At 55.2% G+C, this 15,695-nt stretch carries 14 protein-coding genes; 6 read left to right on the top strand and 8 right to left on the bottom strand.

The genetic code is table 11. The features are described 5' to 3' along the window. Positions 1–291 precede the first annotated feature (291 nt). Positions 292–1,698 (top strand): D-serine/D-alanine/glycine transporter, encoded by a 1,407-nt coding sequence (cycA, locus tag V6944_RS16750; protein ID WP_333499757.1) that lies wholly within the window; start codon positions 292–294, stop codon positions 1,696–1,698. Between the two features lie 178 nt (positions 1,699–1,876). Continuing rightward, positions 1,877–2,302 carry a nucleoside triphosphatase NudI gene (gene nudI, locus V6944_RS16745; RefSeq protein ID WP_333499756.1) on the top strand — a complete coding sequence of 142 codons (426 nt, stop codon included), beginning with the start codon at positions 1,877–1,879 and terminating at the stop codon, positions 2,300–2,302. Positions 2,303–2,340: 38 nt separating this feature from the next. Here nudI and ytfE read toward each other — a convergent pair whose 3' ends face one another. Further along, positions 2,341–3,003, bottom strand: coding sequence for an iron-sulfur cluster repair protein YtfE (gene ytfE / locus V6944_RS16740; RefSeq protein WP_333499755.1), 663 nt, complete (start codon positions 3,001–3,003; stop codon positions 2,341–2,343). Between the two features lie 230 nt (positions 3,004–3,233). Here ytfE and V6944_RS16735 point away from each other — a divergent pair, with 230 nt between their 5' ends. Next, positions 3,234–4,883, top strand: coding sequence for a methyl-accepting chemotaxis protein (locus V6944_RS16735; RefSeq protein ID WP_333499754.1), 1,650 nt, complete (start codon positions 3,234–3,236; stop codon positions 4,881–4,883). Positions 4,884–4,886: 3 nt separating this feature from the next. Here V6944_RS16735 and V6944_RS16730 read toward each other — a convergent pair whose 3' ends face one another. From V6944_RS16730 to V6944_RS16720, 3 genes are all read right to left on the bottom strand, one after another. Next, positions 4,887–5,852 (bottom strand): DMT family transporter, encoded by a 966-nt coding sequence (locus V6944_RS16730; protein WP_333499786.1) that lies wholly within the window; start codon positions 5,850–5,852, stop codon positions 4,887–4,889. Positions 5,853–5,928: 76 nt separating this feature from the next. Then, complete coding sequence (locus V6944_RS16725) at positions 5,929–6,753, bottom strand: AraC family transcriptional regulator (RefSeq protein ID WP_220439634.1); 825 nt, start codon at positions 6,751–6,753, stop codon at positions 5,929–5,931. Between the two features lie 81 nt (positions 6,754–6,834). Further along, entirely contained in the window at positions 6,835–7,683 is an 849-nt protein-coding gene (locus V6944_RS16720) for an SDR family oxidoreductase (protein ID WP_333499753.1), read from the bottom strand. Between the two features lie 84 nt (positions 7,684–7,767). Between V6944_RS16720 and V6944_RS16715 the strand changes: the two genes are divergently transcribed. Continuing rightward, positions 7,768–8,154 carry a winged helix-turn-helix transcriptional regulator gene (locus V6944_RS16715; protein ID WP_333499752.1) on the top strand — a complete coding sequence of 129 codons (387 nt, stop codon included), beginning with the start codon at positions 7,768–7,770 and terminating at the stop codon, positions 8,152–8,154. A gap of 74 nt (positions 8,155–8,228) precedes the next feature. Here the strand turns inward: V6944_RS16715 and V6944_RS16710 are convergent, their stop codons facing one another. After that, complete coding sequence (locus V6944_RS16710) at positions 8,229–10,172, bottom strand: bifunctional 2',3'-cyclic-nucleotide 2'-phosphodiesterase/3'-nucleotidase (protein ID WP_333499751.1); 1,944 nt, start codon at positions 10,170–10,172, stop codon at positions 8,229–8,231. A 212-nt stretch (positions 10,173–10,384) separates the two neighbouring features. On the opposite strand from V6944_RS16710, the gene cysQ reads away from it, so the two are divergent. Beyond that, positions 10,385–11,131, top strand: coding sequence for a 3'(2'),5'-bisphosphate nucleotidase CysQ (gene cysQ, locus V6944_RS16705; protein WP_185669123.1), 747 nt, complete (start codon positions 10,385–10,387; stop codon positions 11,129–11,131). Here cysQ and V6944_RS16700 read toward each other — a convergent pair. After that, positions 11,128–11,682: a YtfJ family protein gene (locus tag V6944_RS16700; protein ID WP_333499750.1), complete on the bottom strand. Its 555-nt coding sequence runs from the start codon at positions 11,680–11,682 to the stop codon at positions 11,128–11,130. The two genes, cysQ and V6944_RS16700, sit on opposite strands and share 4 nt — an antisense overlap. A gap of 321 nt (positions 11,683–12,003) precedes the next feature. Between V6944_RS16700 and V6944_RS16695 the strand changes: the two genes are divergently transcribed. Next, positions 12,004–12,210, top strand: a complete 207-nt coding sequence (locus tag V6944_RS16695) for a DUF1107 domain-containing protein (protein WP_035893246.1) — start codon at positions 12,004–12,006, stop codon at positions 12,208–12,210. A 70-nt stretch (positions 12,211–12,280) separates the two neighbouring features. Here the strand turns inward: V6944_RS16695 and V6944_RS16690 are convergent, their stop codons facing one another. Both V6944_RS16690 and V6944_RS16685 read right to left on the bottom strand, forming a co-directional pair. Further along, on the bottom strand, positions 12,281–13,624 hold the full coding sequence (locus V6944_RS16690; protein WP_185669125.1) for a hemolysin family protein: 1,344 nt from the start codon (positions 13,622–13,624) through the stop codon (positions 12,281–12,283). A 476-nt stretch (positions 13,625–14,100) separates the two neighbouring features. Further along, positions 14,101–15,645: an MFS transporter gene (locus V6944_RS16685; protein ID WP_333499749.1), complete on the bottom strand. Its 1,545-nt coding sequence runs from the start codon at positions 15,643–15,645 to the stop codon at positions 14,101–14,103. Positions 15,646–15,695 lie beyond the last annotated feature (50 nt).

The raw sequence follows: 15,695 nt of genomic DNA, 5'->3' as shown, positions 1-15,695 counted from the left end.
ATCCTCTCTCCGTCCGGGGAGGGGATACAAACTCCTGAAGTTAGATATATGTTGGGATTTAATCTTGCAAATACAGCAATTGCGTGTATTTTTGTGAGCTGTTTCCCATAGGTGAGGTGATATAACACTCACTTTAAACATAAAATTAACATTATATTTAAATCATAGTATTCATCCCTCCGATTCTTACCTAATATCGAGACATCCTATAGATAGGATCGTCTTGCATGACGACATAAAGGGCCAGTAGAGCCCGCACAACACAGACAGAAACAACAGGAAGAAAATCACATGGTTGATCAGATCAAAGTCGCTGCTGCCGCTGAGCAGGAGCCGGCTGAACAATCGCTACGGCGAAACCTCACAAACCGACATATTCAGCTTATTGCCATCGGTGGTGCCATCGGTACCGGGCTGTTTATGGGATCGGGCAAAACTATCAGTCTCGCTGGGCCATCGATCATCTTCGTTTATATGATCATCGGTTTTATGCTTTTCTTCGTGATGCGCGCGATGGGTGAGCTGCTGCTCTCCAACCTCGAGTACAAATCGTTCAGCGACTTTGCCGCTGACCTGCTTGGCCCATGGGCCGGGTATTTTACCGGCTGGACCTACTGGTTCTGCTGGGTAGTGACCGGGATGGCGGACGTCGTTGCCATCACCGCCTACGCGCAGTTCTGGTTCCCCGGCCTCTCTGACTGGGTGGCCTCGCTGGCGGTAGTGGTCCTGCTGCTGAGCTTGAACCTCGCTACCGTTAAGATGTTCGGTGAGATGGAATTCTGGTTTGCGATGATCAAAATCGTCGCCATCGTGGCGCTGATTATCGTTGGCCTGGTGATGGTGCTGATGCACTTTAAATCGCCGACCGGCGTAGAAGCGTCGTTCGCTCACCTGTGGAACGACGGTGGTTGGTTCCCGAAAGGTATCAGCGGCTTCTTTGCGGGCTTCCAGATAGCGGTCTTCGCCTTCGTGGGGATTGAACTGGTCGGTACCACCGCAGCGGAAACCAAAGATCCGGAGAAATCTCTGCCACGCGCGATTAACTCCATTCCAATCCGTATCATCATGTTCTACGTGTTCGCGCTGATCGTGATTATGTCCGTGACCCCGTGGAGCTCGGTCGTTCCGAACAAGAGCCCGTTCGTTGAGCTGTTCATGCTGGTCGGCCTGCCGGCGGCGGCGAGCATCATCAACTTCGTGGTGCTGACCTCGGCAACGTCTTCCGCTAACAGCGGCGTGTTCTCAACCAGCCGTATGCTGTTCGGTCTGGCGCAGGACGGCGTAGCACCAAGCCTGTTCGCGAAGCTCTCTAAGCGTGCGGTACCGGCAAAAGGGCTGACCTTCTCCTGTATCTGCCTGCTGGGTGGCGTGGTGATGTTGATGGTGAACCCAAGCGTGATTGCGGCCTTCACCATGATCACCACCGTGTCGGCGATTCTGTTTATGTTCGTCTGGACGATAATCCTGTGCTCTTACCTGGTATACCGTAAGAAGCGTCCGCACCTGCATGAGAAATCCATCTACAAAATGCCTTTGGGCAAAGTGATGTGCTGGGTCTGCATGGCGTTCTTCGCCTTCGTTCTGGTACTGCTGACCCTGGAAGCGGACACCCGCGAAGCGCTGATGGTAACGCCAATCTGGTTCATCGTGCTGGGGCTGGGTTGGATGTTCCTGCGTAAGAACAAGCTGGCTAAGTAAGCGAATTTCCCCCCCCTCACCCTAATCCTCTCCCCAAGGGGAAGAGGGCCGGGGTGAGGGGGAAACGACACAAAGCGCCCATCGTGGCGCTTTCTTTGTTTTTGAGCCCCACCTCGTAGCCCCCCCTTTCTTAACGTGCTACTTTTCCCGCCACAAACGAAAAGCGTATGGAGATGAAATGCGTCAGAGAACGATTGTCTGCCCGGTGATTCAAAACGAGGGCGAATACCTGCTGTGCAAAATGGCCGATGACCGCGGCGTTTTTCCCGGACAGTGGGCGATTTCCGGCGGCGGAATGGAGCCTGGTGAAACCATGGAAGAAGCGCTGAGACGCGAAATTGGTGAAGAGCTGGGAGACGCACTAGAGATTACCGAGGTGAAGCCGTGGACCTTCCGTGATGACGTGCGGGTAAAAACCTACGCCGATGGAACGACCGAGCAGATCTACATGATTTATCTCATCTTCGACTGCGTGAGCGCCAACCGGGATATTACTTTCAACGAGGAGTTTCAGGCGGTCGCCTGGGTGAAACCCGAAGCGCTGGCCAGTATGGATCTTAACGTGGCGACGCGGGAAACCTTCCGCCAGAAAGGGCTGCTGTAATAGAAAACGCCTCCCGCAAGGGGAGGCGCTTAGCCATCTTATTCGCCTTTGAGCGCGCGCGGGAACAGCACGTTATTCTCGAGGCTGATGTGCTCCATCAGATCGTCGATCATCTCGTTGATGCCGTTATACATCGCCTTCCAGGTGGTGCAGGCTTCCGGCGGAATGGTGACGTTCTGAGTGGTGTGCTTGATCACTTCCAGCAGTTCACCTGCCTCGTCATGCTCGCTTTCCATCACGCTGATGGGCCCCATCGCCTGGCTGCCCATGCCTTGTTTGATCATCGGGAACAGAATCTGCTCCTCTTTCATCATGTGGCTGGAGAGCTCCTGGTGCAGCATGGTCAGGTATTTCGCCAGACCTTTCGGCACGTTCGGTTTGTCGGCGTGTACGCGTTCGACTTTGGTGGCCTGCAGAATCAGCTCTGGCAGCTGTTCGCGGTGACGGTCGTGGTAACGCACGATGATGTGGTCGATGATTTCGGCAAGCGGCGCAACGCGCCAGTCTTTTTCAACCGGCTGCTCGGCCAGTTTCGCCAGCTCAGCTTCAATCACGGCAACGTCGACTTCTTTACGGTCCGCCGCACGGGCCAGCGTCTGTTTACCGCCGCAGCAGTAATCCATATCGTATTTACGGAACAGCGCGGATGCGCGTGGGATGGAGAGCGCTAGCTCGCCTAATGGTTGGTCGCGAAAGGCCATAGCAGTTACCTCGTCATCAATAATATAAGATGTATTTTAAATGCATCTTTAAGTCGAAGATATACCCCTTTGTAGGGAGTGGAAATAAGTGATAGTTGTCACAAAAAATTATTACGCTTTAACGTGCTGAATCTTATTAAGAATGGTTCTGGTAAGACCTGAATCGATTAAACAAGCGCGTGGCGCTGCCGATAGTGAGACTTCAGACCACCTGCACTTAAAGGCAAAAGATGTTTAAAAGAATAAAAGTGATTACCGTCCTGATTGTCGTACTGGTCGCGCTGGGCGCGATGCAGCTGATTTCGGCGGGCGTGTTTGTACGCGCGCTGAATAACGACAAGCAGAATTTTACCGTTTCACAGCTCTCCAGCCAGAACGTGGCGGAGTTTACCGATGCGTGGATTAGCCTCAACCAGGCGCGCGTCACTCTAAACCGCGGCATGCTGCGTCTGCAGGGCACGATGGCGAGCAGCGTTAACGGCGGCGAACTGAAAACGCTGGTGGAGACCGCCAACAATCTGCTGGCTGAGGCGAAACGTCATTACGACACCTATTACGCGCTGCCGGAAACCCCTGGGTTAGACGGCCATCTGTCAGACAGCCTCGAGAAACAGTACGGCATCTACTCCGCGACGCTCGCGCGTATGAATGAGCTGCTGGCGGAAGGCAAGCTGGATGAGATGTTCAAGCAAAACGCTGAGCAAAAACAGCAGGCGATGCAGGCCGTTTACCAGGACTGGCGTGCAGCGCAGGCAGCATTGACCAGCGCCGGGGTGAAACAAAATGAGAGCGACTACGTGCAGATTTTGTGGAGCCTTGGGGTCATGCTGGCAGTAGCACTGGCGGTGATTGTGGTGAGCTGGGTGGCGATGCAGCGCGTGCTGCTTAAGCCGCTGCATAAAGTGATGGACCACATTCGTCACATTGCCGAAGGCGACCTGACCAACGATATCAATACCGAAGGCAGCAACGAAATGGCGCTGTTGGCGCGCAACGTCAATGACATGCAGCAGTCGCTGGCGAAGACCGTCGGCGTGGTTCGCGAAGGGGCTGACACTATCTACACCGGCGCAGGTGAAATTTCTGCTGGCAGTAACGATCTCTCTTCCCGTACCGAGCAGCAGGCGGCCTCGCTGGAACAGACCGCGGCCAGCATGGAACAGCTGACCGCGACGGTGAAGCAGAACGCCGACAACGCGCGTCAGGCTACCCAACTGGCGCAGAACGCGTCTGAAACCGCGCAGAAGGGCGGTAACGTCGTCGACGGCGTGGTGCGTACGATGGACGAGATTGCCGCCAGCTCCAGCAAAATCGCCCAGATCACCAACGTCATTGATGGCATTGCCTTCCAGACCAACATTCTGGCGCTGAACGCGGCGGTAGAAGCGGCGCGAGCCGGAGAGCAGGGGCGCGGCTTTGCCGTGGTTGCTGGCGAAGTGCGTACGCTGGCACAGCGCAGCGCGCAGGCCGCGAAAGAGATTAAAGGGCTGATTGATGACTCGGGGAACCGCGTCAGCGCCGGTTCTGCGCTGGTGCATGAAGCGGGTGAAACGATGGCGGAGATTGTCAACGCCGTCACCCGCGTTAGCGACATCATGGGCGAAATCGCTTCCGCCTCAGATGAGCAAAGCCGCGGTATTGATCAGGTGGGTCAGGCCGTCGCTGAGATGGACCGCGTCACCCAGCAGAACGCCTCGCTGGTGGAAGAGTCCGCCAGCGCGGCATCTGCGCTGGAAGAGCAGGCGGCGCGCCTGAATGAGACGGTGGCGGTGTTTAAAATCTCCCGCCAGCAGTCCATGCAGAAAGCGCCGATGAAAAAAGCGTTCGTGCCAACGGCGAAAGCCGCGCCGCTCAACGAAGCGAACTGGGAAACCTTCTAAGCCTCAGACCTCAGAGACCGGCACCACCGCCGGTTTCTGCGGTTTTGACCGCACCGCAATCACCACGCCTATCACCAGCAGTGCAATCCCGCTCAGCGTTAGCATCGGCGGCATTTCCTGGCGCAGCAGGAAGGTGTACAGCAGCCCTGCCAGTGTTTCAAAGACAATCAATGGCCCAAGGATCACCGTCGGCAGTCGTTGACTCGCCACATTCCAGCACAATGCACCCACCCATGAACAGAGCACGGCGATGGCGATCATCAACCCAATAAACACCGTTGGTCGTGGGCCGAAAGGCAGCGAAAACTCTGGCGTCTGGGCGTTCAGCCACAGACAGGCCGCGACGTATCCGATAACGGAAACCGGCAGTGTGACCAGCGCCTGCGCGGTGGCCCACATCAGCGGCGGCTGGTGCGGATTCTCCCGTAGCCAGCGGGCGTTACGCAGGGCATACCATGCCCAGCACACCACCGACACGCTCGCCAGCGCAATCCCGGAGCCGTAGCGCCAGCCGCTAAAGTCCGGCAGCCCCTGACGCAGCTCGGCGATATTCACGCACAGCAGCCCAATGCCAATCAGCACCAGCGCGGGCATCAGCCGCATCCACGACAGCTTACCGTCGCGCTGGCTATAGAGCAGGTTGGCGAAAATTGGGATAACCACCGGCAGCGTGGCGATGATCATTGTTGAAACCGGCGCGCCGGTGCGCTGAATCGCGCTGGCAAGGCAGACGTAATAGATAAGGTTGCCGACCATGGTCAGCCCCAGCGCCGTCCACCAGTCCTGACGCGTAAGCTGGCGCAGACGCGCCCGACCCAGCCACGCCAGCGGCAGGGCAATCAGCCCCAGCGCCAGATAGCGCCCCATCGACTGCAACACCGCCGGGTAATCCGGCACGATTAACGGCCCGACAAAAATCAGCCCCCACATCAAACCCGCTAACAGGGCATACAGCACACCGCTAATCATCATGATTTCCACTTCTGTTGAACATGCTGAAAAGTGTAGGAGGGGAAAGGGACGCCGTATTGTATGAGATTGCTGATTAGCGACGGACAACCTGCTTTTGGTAGCGCACCGGGGTGATACCGTAGCGCTGGGTAAAGGCGCGGGTGAGGTGCGACTGGTCGGTCAGCCCGGTCGCGGCGGCGACTTCAGCGGCGGGCATGCCGTGGGTGAGAAACTCTTTGGCACGCCATAAGCGTACGGCCATCAGCATCTGGTGCGGCGTGACGTGGAAATGGGCTTTGAACTGACGCTGGAAGTGCCACGGGCTCAGCGCCGCGACGTTCGCCAGTTCGTCGAGGGTGATGGGGTGCATGTAGTTGTCGTAGAGATAGTCGCGCACGTGGGCAAAGCGATGCGCCCCTTCCGCCAGCACCGGCGCATGACAGGCCAGCGGCTGGAAGGTGTCGATCATATCCAGCAGCAGCCCTTTTTGCGCGAGCGGGTCGTCGGTATGCCAGAGGGCGTGGATCTGGCGACCAATCAACAGCGAGCGCTGTGGGTCGTGGCGGGTGACATCATCAAACCACCAGTGGCGAACGCCGGTGACCTCTTCGAGCAGGTCGGGCTGGAGGTAAATCATCCGGTAGCGCCAGCCGTCGGCGGTTTCCGCCTCGCCGGTGTGCAGTTCGTCCGGGTTCATGGTGACCACCGAGTGAATTGGCGCAACGTGTTGGGTACCGCGATAGCGAAAGCGCTCGGCACCGGCTTCAATCACGCCAATGCCAAAGGCTTCGTGGGTGTGGGGTTCAAAGGCGTAGCGGGAGATATGGGCATGATAAAGCTCAACGCCCGGCACCTGCGCCAGATGGCGAAAGCGGGCGCTGTCTTTCTCATCGCTGAACTGTTCTGGTACGCCTTGCACGTGATGTTTCCCCCTGGACCATTCTTTTATTATCAGAGATGGCCCGCGGGGGCGCTACCACATTTAACCGATTTTTAACGATTACAGGATGCCTTTGACGCTCTCCGCAAGCGGCGTGGTTGGGCGACCAATCAGTTTGCTCAGGGTATGGCTGTCGTCGAACAGGCCACCTTTGGAGGCGCCAACGTCAGAGTCCGCCAGCATATCGGCCAGCCCGGCAGGCAGGCCCACGCTTTTGAGCGCGGCGGCGAAATCGGCCTGGCTCAGGTTCTGATACACCACTTTTTTACCGCTCTGTTTTGCCAGCTCGGCGGCCAGTTCACTCAGCGTCCAGCCGTGGTCCCCTGCCAGTTCGTATACCTTCCCGGCGTGACCTTCTTCAGCGATAACACGCGCGGCAGCAGCAGCGTAGTCTTCACGGGTTGCTGAGGCAATTTTGCCTTCACCGGCAGCACCGATAAACACGCCGTGCTCCAGCGCAGGCGGTGCGCTCGCCAGATAGTTTTCGGTATACCAGCCGTTACGCAGCAGCGCGTAAGGAATGCCGGAATCGGCCAGCATTTTCTCGGTTTCGACGTGTTCAACGTGTAGGCCCAGCGGCGATGCATCGGCGTGCAGCAGGCTGGTGTAGGCGATGAACTTCACGCCCGCCGCTTTGGCGGCATTGATAATATTACGGTGCTGCGGCGCGCGCTGGCCGACTTCGCTGGAGGAGATAATCAGCAGCTTATCCACGCCCTGAAGGGCTTTGATCAGCGCTGCTTCGTCGCCGTAGTCGGCCTGACGAACGACGATACCTTTCTGGCTCAGCGCTTCGGCTTTCGCCGGGTTGCGGACAACGGCAACCAGCTGGCTGGCGGCAGTGGTGTTGAGCAGGTTAGCAATGACGTGCTGGCCAAGCTGGCCGGTGGCTCCGGTAATGGCGATCATGGGTCTTCTCCTTCGTGTTCGTATGGTGTTGTGGTAAGCTATCACCATAACTAACTTTTAGTAAGTACGTACAAAAAGGTAAGTATGAAAGAAATAAATCCAACGCTGACGCAAAAGTTGCGTAACGGCAATCTGTTTGCCGAAAGCTGCCCATCACGGGACGTGCTCAAACACGTGACAAGCCGTTGGGGCGTGCTGATTCTGGTGGCGCTGCGTGAAGGCACGCATCGCTTTAGCGACCTGCGCCGCAAGATGGGTGGGGTCAGCGAAAAAATGCTCGCCCAGTCGCTGCAGGCGCTGGAGCAGGACGGTTTTATCAACCGTATCTCCTATCCGGTGGTGCCACCGCACGTTGAGTATAGCCTGACGCCGCTGGGTGAAGAGGTGAGTGAGAAGGTGGCCGCGCTAGCGGACTGGATTGAGGTGAATTTGCCGGTGGTGATGGCGCGGCAGATCCCGGCGTCGGCGTAAACGTAAACGCCTCGGCCGGGCTACATGCCATCGTAGCCCGGCCGAGCGCAGCGACGCCGGGAAGTGCGCAGGACTTACTTACTCAAATCCAACTGATAAATCGCAAACCCAATATCATCCGTCGCCACCTGCTTCATCGGATACTGTGCTTTCTCTTTGATAAACGCCGCCGCTTTTTCTGACGGAGAGGTTTCAAAGCGGATATCCAGTTTGGTGTCGCTGTGAATCGGGGCCAGTCGCCAGTTGTTGTCTGCCGCCGGGTGAATTTCCCCGTTGTTCTTCGACTGTTCGCTAATCCACGCCGCCAGCACCGAACGGTTTTCATCCGGTGAAGCGAAAGCGATATGGCTGTCGCCGGTGCCCGCAAACTTGCCGCCGTAGGCGCGGTAGTTGTTGGTGGCGACGAGGAAGGTGGCGTTCGGATCAATCGGCTTGCCGTTAAAGGTCAGGTTCTTGATGCGCTCGGATGTTGGGTTGATGCTCTGGCATTCGCCGTCATAGCGCGCCGGTTGGGTCACATCGACCTGGTAATCGACACCATCGATAACGTCGAAGTTATAGGTGCGGAAACCATCCCAGTTAATCAGCGACTGCGGCTTGCTGCTGTGCGGGTCAATCTGGTTGAACTGCCCGGCGGAGCACTCCAGCCACTCTTTCACCTCTTTGCCGCTGGCTTTCACCACCACCAGCGTGTTCGGGTAGAGGTAGAGGTCGGCGGCATTACGGAAGGTGAGCTGGCCTTTTTCTACTTCGACGTAGCTTGCCGGGTCGTTCTTACGTCCACCGACTTTGAACGGCGCGGCAGCAGAAAGCACCGGCAGTTTTGCCAGATCCGGGTCGCCCTGAATAAAGTGCTCAACGTAGGCTTTCTGCGCCATGTTCACTACCTGCACGGTCGGGTCGTCCTGCACCAGCGACAGGTAGCTGTACATATTGTCGGAAGACTTGCCGATAGGCTTGCTGACAAACTCGCGGGTGGCATCGTGATCGGCCTTCAGCGCATCAACCAGCTTATGGTCTTCTGCCGCCAGCGATTTCTTCGCTGCCGTATCGTAAATCGGGCGCGCTTGGGCCTGTGCGGAAGTCACCTGCCATTTGCCGCTGTCGTTGTTCAGCACCAGGTCAACCACGCCCAGATGGTCGCCCCACATTCCCGGCATTACCGCGGGAATGCCGTTAAGCGTGCCTTTGGCAATATCCGCCCCTTTGATGCTGGCGAAATCTTTGCTCGGGAACACCGCGTGCGCGTGGCCAAACATAATGGCATCGACGCCCGGCACCTGGCTTAAGTAATAGACGGAGTTCTCCGCCATCGCCTGATACGGGTCAGCGGAGAGGCCGGAGTGGGCAATCACCACCACCACATCTGCGCCGTTGGCGCGCATCTCGGGGACGTATTGACGCGCGGTTTCGGTGATGTCGTTCACCGTCACTTTGCCGCTCAGGTTGGCCTTATCCCAGGTCATGATCTGCGGTGGCACAAAGCCAATATAGCCAATCTTCAGCGTCTGCTTGTGACCGTCTTTATCGACCACCTCAGTTTCTTTAATCCGATAGGGTGTAAACAGCGGTTTTTTGGTCTTAACGTCGATGATATTGGCGTTAACGTACGGGAATTTAGCCCCTGCCAGCGCTTTATGCAGGTAATCCAGACCGTAGTTGAATTCGTGGTTGCCGAGGTTACCGACGCTGTAATCGAGCAGGTTCATGGCCTTATAAACCGGGTGCACATCGCCCTGTTTCAGCCCTTTGGCCGCCATGTAATCGCCCATCGGGCTGCCCTGGATAACGTCACCGTTATCGACCAGTACGCTGTTTTTTACTTCATCGCGAGCAGCGTTAATCAGGCTCGCGGTGCGCACCAGGCCGAACTTCTCGGTGGCGGTATCTTTGTAGTAATCAAAATCCATCATATTGCTGTGCAAATCAGTGGTTTCCATAATGCGGAGATCCACCGTTGCGGCATTTACGCTGGCAGCAATCAACGTCGCCAGAAGCGTTGCGCTAAACTTGATCATCAGAGGCATCCTTTTTTTAGATCTGAGACACAGATTTAAATGTATTTGTATTCTGTTACTTACGAGGATGTGAATCATGCCAGAAATGCGTGACAGGAAATCGGCAGCGGTTCACAGATATCCGGGACGATGATGGGAATAGCAGAATTAACGGCGATGCGATATAAATAAAACAATAAGTTAACGCCACTGTAATCTCAACGAGGTGGAGAATGTTAGAACAAGTCTGTCAGCTTGCGCGTGACGCAGGCGATGCCATTATGCAGGTATACGACGGAAAGCTGCCGCTGGACGTCACCAGCAAGCAGGATGATTCGCCGGTTACGGCCGCCGATATCGCCGCGCACCATGTGATTATCAAAGGGCTGAAGGCGCTGACGCCGGATGTGCCCATTCTCTCGGAAGAGGACCCGCCGGGCTGGGACGTACGCCAGCACTGGCAACGTTACTGGCTGGTGGATCCGCTTGATGGCACCAAAGAGTTTATCAAGCGCAACGGCGAGTTCACGGTCAATATCGCGCTGATTGAAAACGGCAAAGCGGTGCTGGGCGTGGTGTTCGCACCGGTGCTGAAGGTGATGTACAGCGCGGAAAACGGCAAGGCGTGGAAAGAAGAGTGCGGCGTGCGTAAACCGATTCAGGTGCGCGACGCGAACCCGCCGAAGGTGGTAGTGAGCCGTTCTCACTATGCCAACGATGACGAGCTGAAAGAGTATCTGCAGCAGTTGGGTGAGCACGATACTGCGTCCATTGGCTCATCGCTGAAGTTCTGCCTGGTGGCGGAAGGCGAAGCGCAGCTTTACCCGCGCTTCGGGCCAACCAATATCTGGGATACCGCCGCAGGGCACGCGGTGGCTGCCGCTGCCGGCGCGCACGTCAACGACTGGCAGGGGAAAACGCTGGATTACACTCCGCGCGAATCGTTCCTGAACCCCGGATTCCGGGTCTCTATTTTTTAATTGAGTAGCTTATGCAGCAGGGCAACCACCTGCTGCACTTCTGCCTGCGTCAGCGCCCCATCTTTGGCCCACTGCACCCGTCCCTCTTTGTCCAGAACCACAATGGCAGAGCTGCCTTCATCCAGTTGCCAGGCTTTGCGCACCAGCCCATCGCTGTCGACGATAAACTGTGACCACGGATAGAGCTTTTTATTGCTCTCAATGCTGCTGCGCACGAACATCGACGAGCCAGGGATCGCGTCGTCCGTATTCACAATCGTGGTGGTCTGGTAACGGTCGTGTGGCAGATTCGCTGCTTTAATCGCCTCGACGAGTGTCGCATTTTTCTCTTTTGCCGATGAACGCCCGGCAATATGTTGTACCACTCTCACTTTTCCAGGTAGCTGCGCGCTATTCCAGTTTTTATAGCTAAACTTATCGTTATCGAGAATCAGTTCGCCGCGATCCGCCACGCCAACCGGCGAAACACGTTGTCCATTTGTAAAGTTATGCGCGGCAGCCATTAACGGCATTAACAGGCATGAAACCGCCAGCAGGGTACGTAGGGTCATGGTTTTTCCTTTTTATATGCAGGTGATCCGACCACTTGGCCGATAGCTTTAATCATATGTGCGATCTATGGTTTTTTCCCGCAAAGGCGGTGCCAGTTTGTGGAGGAACGCACACAATCTCACGAAATCGAAGGCTTATACTGTGTTCGTCGTATAGCTGAAAAGAAAGTTCTGAATTATTGTAATAAAAAGGTAAATAAGGTCCTCTAAGATAGAGGACCTCTGTTGTTATGGACTATAGTTAACAAGTACTTCACTTTGCGCCCCGGAGCGTTGAGCCAAATGTGGACAACAAGGGCGTAGTACTTGCAGGAGATTAGAATGAAAATTTTCCAACGCTACAACCCGTTTCAGGTAGCCAAATACGTTAAGACCCTGTTCCGTGGACGGTTGTACATCAAGGACGTTGGCGCTTTTGAATTTGATAAGGGCAAAATTCTTATCCCAAAAGTCAGAGACATTCAGCACCTTTCTGTGATGTCTGAAGTTAACCGCCACGTGTTACGCCTACAGACTGACATGGCGTAATCAGAACACGATGCGGCAGAATTAAAAACGGCTCCCAATGGGAGCCGTTGATGTTTCTGGCACTCGCGTTTTACGCGGTGCGCTGTTCGCTTTCGATGATATCGGCCTGTTTTGGCACCAGCACCGTCGGCTTGTTATCTATGCGCGTCACCAGCAGCTGGTCGATGCGGTAGTTATCAATATCCACCACCTCGAACTTGTAGCCAGAGAACTTCACCGCATCGGTGCGTTTCGGGATTTTACGCAGCATAAACATCATAAAGCCGCCGATGGTTTCGTAGTTGTCCGACTGCGGGAAATCGTCGATATCCAGCACGCGCATCACGTCATCAATTGGCGTACCGCCGTCAATCAGCCAGGAGTTCTCGTCACGGGCGACGATCTGCTCTTCCAGCCCCTGGCCGACCAGGTCACCCATCAGCGTGGTCATCACGTCGTTAAGGGTGATGATCCCCACGACCAGCGCGTATTCGTTCATGATAACCGCGAAGTCTTCCCCGGCGGTTTTGAAGCTTTCCAGCGCTTCAGAGAGGGTGAGGGTGTCCGGCACGATCAGCGTGTTGCGGATCTGCACGCCGCTGTTCAGCGCCATGCTCTGGTTAGCCAGCACGCGGTTCAGCAGGTCTTTAGAGTCGACGTAGCCAATGATGTGGTCAATGTCTTCGTTACACACCAGGAACTTGGAGTGTGGATGTTCGGCGACTTTATTTTTCAGGCTCTGCTCATCTTCGTGCAGATCGAACCAGATAACGTTTTCGCGCGGGGTCATCGACGACGGCACGGTGCGGGATTCCAGCTCGAACACGTTTTCAATCAGCTCGTGCTCCTGCTTACGCAGCACGCCAGCCAGCGCACCGGCTTCCACCACCGCGTAGATATCGTCGGAGGTAATATCGTCTTTACGCACCATCGGCAGCTTGAAGATACGGAAGATGATGTTGGCCATGCCGTTGAAGAACCACACCAGCGGCCGGAAGACCGCCAGGCAGAAGCGCATCGGGTTGATGATACGCAGAGCCACGGCTTCAGGCGCAATCATACCGATGCGTTTCGGGGTTAAATCCGCGAACAGGATAAACATCCCGGTTACCAGCGAGAAGGAGAGAATAAAGCTCAGCTGCTCGGAGAGTTCCGCTGACATATATTGGGAGAACAAGGAGTTGAATGCGGGGGAGAAAGCGGCGTCGCCGACGATACCGCCGAGAATGGCAACGGCGTTAAGGCCGATTTGCACCACGGTAAAGAACATACCGGGGTTTTCCTGCATTTTTATAACACGTAGGGCGTTGGTATTGCCTTCATCAGAAAGCAGTTTCAGTTTGATCTTGCGTGATGCCGCAAGTGAGATCTCAGAGATAGAGAAGAACGCACTTACAGCGATCAGACAGAGTATGATTAATATACTGTTTAACATATCTTATCCAGCCCGTCGGGCCAGATCCTCGGAAGGGGAAGTTTATAAATCCGTGTGGAATACACATTGAAAACCGCCCCGTAGGTGATGAAGCGACAATTTCAGCGGTTAGTATAGCGTAAAGCACTGTAAAGCCGCCAGAGGTCACATTTTATGTGATTGAGGTTGGGAGGAAGCTTGTTTCATGGCTTTCGCCTATCGCCACGGTCTTATAGCGAACTGGCGTTAAGGCATCGCTGATGTACTTTGCCCCGAAAGACAAACGTCCATTTTGTGAACGGCGCTATAGGCTTGCTAGATCGTATCTGCGGCAGATTGTCGAGAAGTTGGGCAGTTGTAAGGTCACCCACGCAGGATATGGCAGTTATGCCGTTGTGGAAGTCAACCTGCCCGAAGAAGAGGCAAAATTCTATTTTGTGGCATTCAGGGCGTTCAAAGATCTGAACGTTGGACTACTTTAGCTGCGGCCTGAGCGTTTATCCGCTGGTGGCGAGCGATTTACCTTTCTCGTGCCCTTGCAGCTTTGCGTCCCACACCTCGTTATACGCATACCCCGTCAGCGCCATAATCACCTCGCGCGTCTCCGGGTCGCAGTCCTCGGCATTTCCCCCCAGCTTCCGCCGCGCCACCTCTTTAATCAGCAGGCTGTGCGTTTTCTGCGTCAGCTTAAAGCGATAGGTCATGTAGAAGCTCACGGCCAGCATCCCGGCGGTGGCGAACACCATCAGGCCGATGATGGCGTGCAGGGCGCTGGCAGGCTGTGCGCCGCCGCCTTTCACGAAGCCGCTCTCTTCCAGCACGATGCCAATCAGCATAATCGCCAGCGCCACGGTGCTTTTACGCGTCAGTACCATCACGCCTGCGAAGATCCCTTCACGGCGCTGGCGGGTGACGATTTCATCGACGTCAGGGATAAAGCTATAGATGTTCCAGGGAATGTAATACAGCCCGGCTTTCGCCAGCCCCAGCAGCACAAACACGGCGGAAAACAGCAGCGTCGGTACCTGCAAATTACCGATATAAACGATAAACAGAAATGCCAGCACCACCATTATGCTGCCGTACGAGAGCCTCAGCGCTCCGGACGGTGTGAGATTAAATTTATTCATCAGCATCATAAAGCCGAAGGTGCCCGGAATCGAAACAAAAGCGGCAATACTTAATAGGCCGGAGACCATTTCGGTATCGTGATGCAAGGCGTAAACCACGTAATAGGTAAATACCGAACCAAAAATATCCATCGCGGTAAATGAGCAGATGTAAATGATAATATGCTGGCGAAATATTCTGATTTTGAATGAGGAAATAAGATCGATAACCAGATACTTTAAATGGTTTAAAAGACCACTGCTGCGGTGATTATCCGGCTGGAATTCATACTCTTCGCGAACATCTTTCGCTTCCCAGGTACAAGCCCAGGTGGTAAATACGGCGACGCAATAAATGGTCGCAAAAACAATCCCGGTTAACGTGTAGGTGAATGAATTATCTTTCCCGGTGTACTGCATAATAATGCCCGGGACGGAAACCGCCAGAAAACCGCCGAGCGCAGAGCACATCATGCGCACGCCGGAGAGACGCGTACGCTCGCTGAAGCGGTTGGTCATTTCGGCGGAAAGGGTTTCCCACGGCACCAGTACCATCGCGGAGAGTAACTCGATAGAGAGGTAGGTCCCCAGGTAGTACCAGTAGTTCATGTCGGTAATCCACACCAGCGCATAGAGGAACATCAGCGGGGAGCTTATCAACAAGAAGAAGCGGCGACGGCCAAACCTGCGGCCAAGCCAGGTATGACCAAAGTTATCTGTGATATAGCCCATTACCGGACTTAAAATCGCATCAATAATGCGAGCAATAGCAAATATTGACCCGGCTTCTAAAACGCTCAGGCCACAATAGGTGGTGTAAAAGAATAAAAGCCAGGTTCCTATAACGGCAAATGCGCCGCCGCCAAATAAATCTGTTACGCCGTAGCCAATAGCGGTGCCATAGCCAACGCGGCGTTCGGTTGGTTTAACCATAATATTATTATTCCTGTACTGGTAGGGTGTCAGTGCAGAGTTACCCCTGC

The sequence above is a fragment of the Kluyvera sp. CHPC 1.2972 genome, from assembly GCF_036759925.1.
In the GTDB taxonomy this organism is placed as follows: Bacteria; Pseudomonadota; Gammaproteobacteria; order Enterobacterales; family Enterobacteriaceae; genus Kluyvera.
The sequence above is the reverse complement of the archived record's forward strand: the minus strand, read 5'-3'. Positions and strand labels throughout refer to the sequence as shown.